The organism is Mycetocola sp., assembly GCF_025464835.1.
In the GTDB taxonomy this organism is placed as follows: domain Bacteria; phylum Actinomycetota; class Actinomycetes; order Actinomycetales; family Microbacteriaceae; genus Mycetocola_A.
The window spans coordinates 1-6,804 of record NZ_JAODMP010000036.1 but is presented as its reverse complement, the minus strand read 5'-3'; the positions used below and the strand labels follow the sequence as shown (position 1 = coordinate 6,804).

General features: G+C 64.9%; 4 protein-coding genes. 3 read left to right on the top strand and 1 reads right to left on the bottom strand.

Going from position 1 to position 6,804, the window contains the following annotated elements:
* Positions 1-263: 263 nt before the first annotated feature.
* From JWP90_RS04690 to galE, 3 genes are all read left to right on the top strand, one after another.
* Positions 264-1,619 (top strand): UDP-glucose/GDP-mannose dehydrogenase family protein, encoded by a 1,356-nt coding sequence (locus JWP90_RS04690; RefSeq protein WP_297360371.1) that lies wholly within the window; start codon positions 264-266, stop codon positions 1,617-1,619.
* Positions 1,620-1,688: 69 nt separating this feature from the next.
* Positions 1,689-3,506, top strand: coding sequence for a glycosyltransferase family 2 protein (locus tag JWP90_RS04685; protein WP_297360368.1), 1,818 nt, complete (start codon positions 1,689-1,691; stop codon positions 3,504-3,506).
* Positions 3,507-3,578: 72 nt separating this feature from the next.
* Complete coding sequence (galE, locus tag JWP90_RS04680; RefSeq protein ID WP_297360365.1) at positions 3,579-4,724, top strand: UDP-glucose 4-epimerase GalE; 1,146 nt, start codon at positions 3,579-3,581, stop codon at positions 4,722-4,724.
* Between the two features lie 72 nt (positions 4,725-4,796).
* On the opposite strand, the gene JWP90_RS04675 is transcribed toward galE, so the two are convergent.
* Positions 4,797-6,032, bottom strand: coding sequence for a glycosyl hydrolase 53 family protein (locus JWP90_RS04675; protein ID WP_297360362.1), 1,236 nt, complete (start codon positions 6,030-6,032; stop codon positions 4,797-4,799).
* Positions 6,033-6,804: the final 772 nt, after the last annotated feature.

Below are 6,804 nucleotides of genomic sequence, written 5' to 3'. Positions count from 1 at the left end.
GCGATCCTGGAAGGCCTGAAGCGCACTGTCGAGTGGTTCGCTTCACGACCCGAAGAGGTTCGCGAGGCCGCAGCCGCTCTCCGCGGCGGACAAACCAGCGAAAAGACCGCCGTCGCCCGCCAGTTCGTAAGGCCGGCCGCCTAATGAAAACCCCGGTTATCGGCACAGGCTGCCTCGGCGCCGTGCCGGCAGCAGGCATAGCTGCGCTCATCGACGCTGCCTGACTCCGACTGACCCACGCACGCTCCCGAGGTAGAAACACCATGCAAATGACAGTTATCGGCACCGGCTACCTCGGTGCAGTCCACGCAGCCGCGATGGCGGAGCTCGGCCACGACGTTCTCGGCATCGACTCGGATGCCGCCAAAATCGAGGCTCTCGCCCAGGGGCAGGCGCCCTTCTTCGAACCCGCGCTACCGGAACTCCTCCGCGAGAATGTCAGAGCCGGGCGACTGCGATTCTCCACGTCACTCGAGGAGGCCGCAAACTTCGCCGACATCCACTTCATCTGTGTGGGCACTCCCCAGCTGCCCGGGTCGAACGCCGCTGACATGGTCTACGTCAACGCGGTCGCCACGGGTCTCGCCCCGTACCTCACGCGCCCCTGCCTCATCATCGGCAAGTCGACGGTTCCGGTCGGTACCGCTGCCAGGCTTTCGGACCTGTTCGCCCGAATTGCCCCCGTCGGCGATCAGGTGAAGGTCGCGTGGAATCCCGAGTTCCTCCGCGAGGGTTTCGCGGTTGAGGACTCCCTGCGCCCTGATCGCATCGTCGCCGGAACAAGCTCGACCGAATCCGACGCGATCCTCCGCGCGGTCTACGCCGACATCCTGGCCACGGGCACGCCTTACATCACGACGGACGTCGCGACGGCAGAGCTGGTGAAGGTGTCCGCCAATGCCTTCCTCGCGACGAAGATCTCCTTCATCAACGCCATTGCCGAGGTGTGCGACGCGGTCGGCGCCGACGTGCTGACTCTCGCCGATGCTCTCGGCTACGACACCAGGATCGGGCGCCGGTTCCTCTCTCCAGGGCTCGGATTCGGGGGCGGCTGCCTCGGAAAAGACCTTCGCGCTTTTCAGGCCCGCGCGGACGAGCTCGGGGTGGGCAATGCGCTCGCCTTCTTGGACAAGGTCGATGAGATCAACACCCACGGGCGCGACCGCACCATCGACCTCGCAAAGGAGATGTTGGGCGGCTCTCTCATTGACCGGAGAATCACCGTCCTCGGCGCCGCATTCAAACCCAACAGCGACGACGTACGGGATTCACCGTCACTGTATGTCGCCGAGCGACTCCGGCGCGAAGGCGCCGCGGTGCTCGTGCACGACCCCGAGGCGGTGCCCAACGCCCGTGCCGCGTTCCCGAAGCTCGCCTACACGACCGACGCCATCGAGGCGTTCCGCGATACGGAGCTCGTCCTGCATCTCACGGAATGGCGGGAATACCAAGGCCTAGACCCGAGCGTCCTGTTCACCATGGTGAGCGCCCCCTTACTGATCGACGCGAGGCACACCCTCGACCCGAACCTCTGGCGCAGCGCCGGCTGGACGCTCCGCGCAATCGGCCGACCGGCGCCGGCGACCCGCGCCCTCGAACAGGTGCCGGTCGCCATATAACGCTGTGCCAACCGCACACGTGCACCCTAACGGGCTGCACACCGCTCTACGACGATAAGGAACACTACGATGGAGACGCTGGCCACACCCGTACCCAGCACCATCGTTCGGTACACATCAAGTGGTCCCGTGCTTCCTGGCCGTCGCGCTCCCGAGCGCCCGACCTCGCCCGGGACGTTCGTCGATCTGCTGAGCCCCCGGCAACGCCTCATCATCGGTCAACTGACAGCGGGATGGTTCGTGACCTTCGTCGCCTTCTGGACGTGGTGGCTTCAACCAGAGCACCAGGTAGGTTGGGCGGGGCTGCTCATCAACTCCGCACTTCTCTTTTACCTGGCTTATCTCCCCACCTATTTCCTCATCGCGGTCAACCGTCTCCGGCAGGTGAACCCGGCATTGGATATCCCCGACTTGCGGGTCGCCTTCGTGGTCACGAAGGCGCCTTCGGAGCCATGGAAGATGGCGCGCACGACGCTCTCTGCCATGCTCGACCAGGATTACCCGCATCCCTACGACGTGTGGCTCTGCGACGAGGATCCGAGCGACGAGGTCCAGGAGTGGTGCCTGCTGCACGACGTGCGTCTGTGCACACGGCGCGGAGTGGAGGAGTACCACCGATCCGAATGGCCGCGGCGAACCAAATGTAAGGAGGGCAACCTCGCGTACTTCTACGACACGGTCGGCTATCGGGACTACGACGTGGTCTCGCAGCTGGACTGCGACCACGTTCCGGCGAAGAGCTACCTCGCGGAAATGGTGCTGCCCTTCGTCGACCCGGCGACCGGGTATGTGGCCGCCCCGAGCGTCTGCGATGCCAACGCTGCCCATTCCTGGAGCGCTCGCGGACGGCTGCACAAGGAGGCATCCTTCCATGGTCCCTTCCAGACCGGCCACAACGACGGGCTTGCCCCGGTCTCCATCGGCTCCCACTACGCGGTCCGCACCGAGGCGCTGCAGACCATCGGCGGTATCGGACCCGAGCTGGCCGAGGACTTCTCCACAAGCTTCCTGCTGAACTCCGCCGGGTGGAATGGGGCGTTCGCCTCCCGCGCGGAAGCGCACGGCGACGGGCCACTGACCTTCAGCGCGATGGCCACCCAGGAGTTCCAGTGGTCGCGCAGCCTGACGACGCTGCTGACCACCACAGCCCGAGCGCATCTCCACCGACTGTCCTGGCGATTGCGGCTGCGTTTCATTTTCGCCCTCTCCTTTTACCCGATGCTGTTCCTGACGATCACGGTCGGGCTTTCCCTGCCCGCCATCGCCGCCGTCACCGGCCACCCGTGGGTGAACGTCAGCTACTTCGAGTTCCTCCTCCGCTGGTTCGCCGTCGGGTTCTGGCTCGTGGTGCTCACCGTCGTTGTGCGGCGGTGGCAATACCTTCGTCCGCGCGACGCCCCGGTGCTCAGCTGGGAAAACTGGCTCTACACGCTCACGCGCTGGCCGTTCATCGCCAACGGGGTGATCGCCGCCCTGGCCCAGACGATCCGGCCCGGCGCCGCTGCTATCACGTTCCGCGTCACACCCAAATCCACCGACGGCACGGAACGGCTTTCAGTTCGTCTCACTCTCCCCTTCTTGTTGGTGTCTCTTGCACTTTCGACCGCTGCACTGGTCGGGGAGCTGACTACCCCCGCGAACGGCTACGTCTTCCTCTGCCTGCTCGGCTCGTTCTGCTACGCCGTTGTCGGGCTCGCGCTGCCGCTACTGCACGCGAGGGAATCGGCCGGGTCGGCGGGCGCGTCGTTCCTTCAATCGGTGCGGGACACCGCGGCGGCGCCCCTCGTCCTCGGGGTGATCGTCTGGGTGCCCCTTACCGTCGCAATCATGCTGTTCCCGCAATACTTCGAACCCGCCCTCGCCCACGGTTCAATCTTCTTATTCTGATTTCGGGTTCGCACCCCGCCGTTTCCCCTACTCCGACCAGGTCCCGCCGAGACACAGAATCGTAGGACGACAATGACCGTCAGCCCCGCCGGCCCAACTGACCGCCGCACGATCCTCGTCACGGGAGGTGCCGGCTTCATCGGTAGCCACACGTGCGTCGAACTTCTGCAGAACGGCTACGACGTCGTCGTGGTCGATGATCTTTCCAACAGCTTCCGCAGCGCCCTCGACAGAATCGAAAGAGTCGCCGGGCGCCCACTCACCGGTCGCTTCGACATCGACATCCGCGATCAAACGGCGCTGTCGGCCGTGTTCGATATTCACCCCGTAGACGCCGTCATCCATTTCGCTGCGAAGAAAGCGGTCGGAGAGTCGGTGGGGTTGCCGCTCGAGTACTACGACATCAACGTCGGCTCGACTATCCAGCTACTCACGTCGATGGCCAGCCATGGAGTGCGTAACCTTGTGTTCTCGTCCTCCTGCTCCATCTACGGGGCCGGCGACAAAGCACGATTCACCGAAGACGACGACGCGGCCCCCACCAACCCGTACGCACGGTCGAAATGGATGTGCGAGCAGATATTAGCCGATGCGTGCGTCCGCTACCCGGAGCTGCGCGTCATCGCACTGCGGTATTTCAACCCGACCGGAGCGCACCCGAGCGGGATACTCGGCGAGGTCCCACGTGGGGTGCCGAACAACCTCATGCCCTTCCTCACCCAGGTCGCGGTCGGCCGACTCGACCGGGTGCACATCTTCGGCGCCGACTACGCCACCGAAGACGGGACCTGTGTGCGCGACTACATCCATGTGGTTGATGTCGCCGACGGCCACCGATCCGCCCTTGACCACCTCGACGACGCGCCGGGATTGCAGCGCTTCAACCTTGGCACGGGTGTAGGAACCACGGTGCTTCAGCTGGTCGAGGCCTTCCAGCGCGTCTCCGGCATCCTGTTGCCGGTCTCTATCGAGGGCCGCCGCCCCGGTGATGTGGATACGCTCGTCGCCGATCCTGCACGGGTAACTCGCGAATGGGGCTGGCGCGCGACTCGAGATGTCGACCAGATGTGCGCCGACGCCTGGGCCTTCCAAAGACAGAACCCGTTCGGTTACGACGACGAGGCCACCCCGGCGCAGCACGGCGCTCAGGAGAACGCCCTCCCGGTCAAGCAGGTTGAGTCCGCGTCATCTGTCCGTCCAGCCGCAAACCCGGGCTGACCCACAAGGAAGCGCCCCTCTGCTCATCAGAGCGCGCCGCAGCGGCTCGCAAAAGTCACAAGTCCGGGAGCGTCACGATCCGGGTTCCGCGAATCCTTCGATCGAGGGAAGCGCCCGCCCGTCGGCGTCGAACATCGTGAGGTTGTCGAACGCGTTCCCCGTCCGAGGATCAGCGCCAACGCCCGGCAACCACGACGGCTCCCAGACGAGGAACCCGGCCCCATGACCGCCGGGTACCCCGCGCACCACATCCCGCAACGCTTGGAAGTACTCGCGTTGCCCCTTCCTCGTGGCCGGATAGGCGGCGGCATCCGGCAGCTGGTCAGCACTGGTGACCACGTTGGTCTCGTCGTCGCCGTCGTCGAGGGTCCACGGGTACGACGTCTCGGCGATCAGGATGTCCTTGTCAAATCGCGTGGCAAGTTTGGATAGGTTTTCTGCCAGCCCAGAGAGGGGGCCGTTCCAGAACGGATAGTAGCTCAACCCGATCAGATCGAAGGGAATGCCGGCGCCCACGACACGATCGAAGAAGTCCAGCGACGCCGTTGCGTTGCCACCCGTGTCCGTGGCGATCATGATCTCGGGAGGATTGGCGGGGTTCGCCGCAAGCGCCCCCGTCACTCCCGCCCTCAAAAGCTCGAGGAAGTCGGTCCAGTCATCTCCGCGCTCAGAGAAGACCCGCCCGACGGGCCAGAGCATTCCATGGGTGATCTCATTGCCGACTTGGACGATCGCAACAGGCGTTCCCTGCGCGGCGAAAGCGTTGACGACGCTCCTGGTATATCGCTCCACTGTCTTCCCCAGCTCCGGTAGGGGTTCGCCGCGCCAGTCGCTTGGAGTCGCCTGGTTGCTCCGGTCTGCCCAGGTGTCTGAGTAGTGCAGATTGAGAATGGTGCCAAGGCCGGCCGCTTTAGCGCGGCGGGCGAGTTCCAGTCCGGCGCTCAAGTCGCTGGTTTCGGGTGAGGGATCGACCCAGACACGCACCCGAACGTAGTTCGCTCCATGGTTGGCGAGGATTCGCTCGACCGGAAGGACAGCGCCCTCGTCCGACACCTGGATCCCCGCCGCCTCGTTCTGGAGGGCGAAGGACACATCGGCGCCTCGAATACGCAGGGACGTCGACTCGGAAGGGCTCGGCGATGAGGACACTTCGGAGCCAGGATCCGGCGGCGGCGTAGGTTCAGAAGCGCTCGCCGTGAAGACGAAGGCACCCGCCGTGGCTATGATGGCGGATGCCGCAGCGCCAACGAAGACACCGCGGCGTGTGCGGTCATTCACTGTGCTCACCTCGAGCTGGTTTGCTGACACGATCCAGGTGTCCGGACGGTCCTGCAGCTGGAACGGATCGCGGTTAGTGCATCTTCGCAGCAGACGCCCGTGAAGTCCATCCCTTCCCATGTGCGCGGTTGTGAATGAGCAGCTCTCAGTCGGGCACGGTCCGGAGCCCCTCAGGTCACGGTGGGAGGGGTAGCGCGGCGACCAGCCGAGTTCGCGCGTGACCTTTGCGTTCGATACCACCATGGATACGTCGCTCAGCACCATACCGCCATACGGCGCGACGAGTCAGGAGCCTTCCGGGGAGGACCAGTGGTTTGGGCGCGTTCCCGGTCTCAGCAATGCAGGTATCCAAATCACGAAAAGTGGCCGGGGTGTCATCGACGATATTCGAGGGGTGCCCTGCGCCCCCCGACGACCCTCCGCAGAGGAGGCCGTACCGGAGGGCGATCCCGCGGATGCCCTCGGCCTGGAACGCTGGCTGTTCGGAGGTTCGCGGTGCCGGGGGTCCGGATAGCGTTTGCCAGCGCCATGTCGGAACGGCGGATCGGCGCCCTCTTCAACGCGGTCACCCGTCGCCCGCGATCACGTACGCCTGCTGTCACAGGAACAACACCGAGCCGTCTCAGCCACTCAGCGCCGCTCTCGGTTCGTCTTACGCCCAGCACGGCATGTCCGCGGGGAAGAACGCCAGACGACCGTAAGCCCGAGAACTCCGCTTGCTCCTCCGATGAGAACCCTCATAGCCTCGGAGCCGGGTTCGCCCAGGTCATCGTGATTTCCCGGATTCGCTGGTCACGTCCGG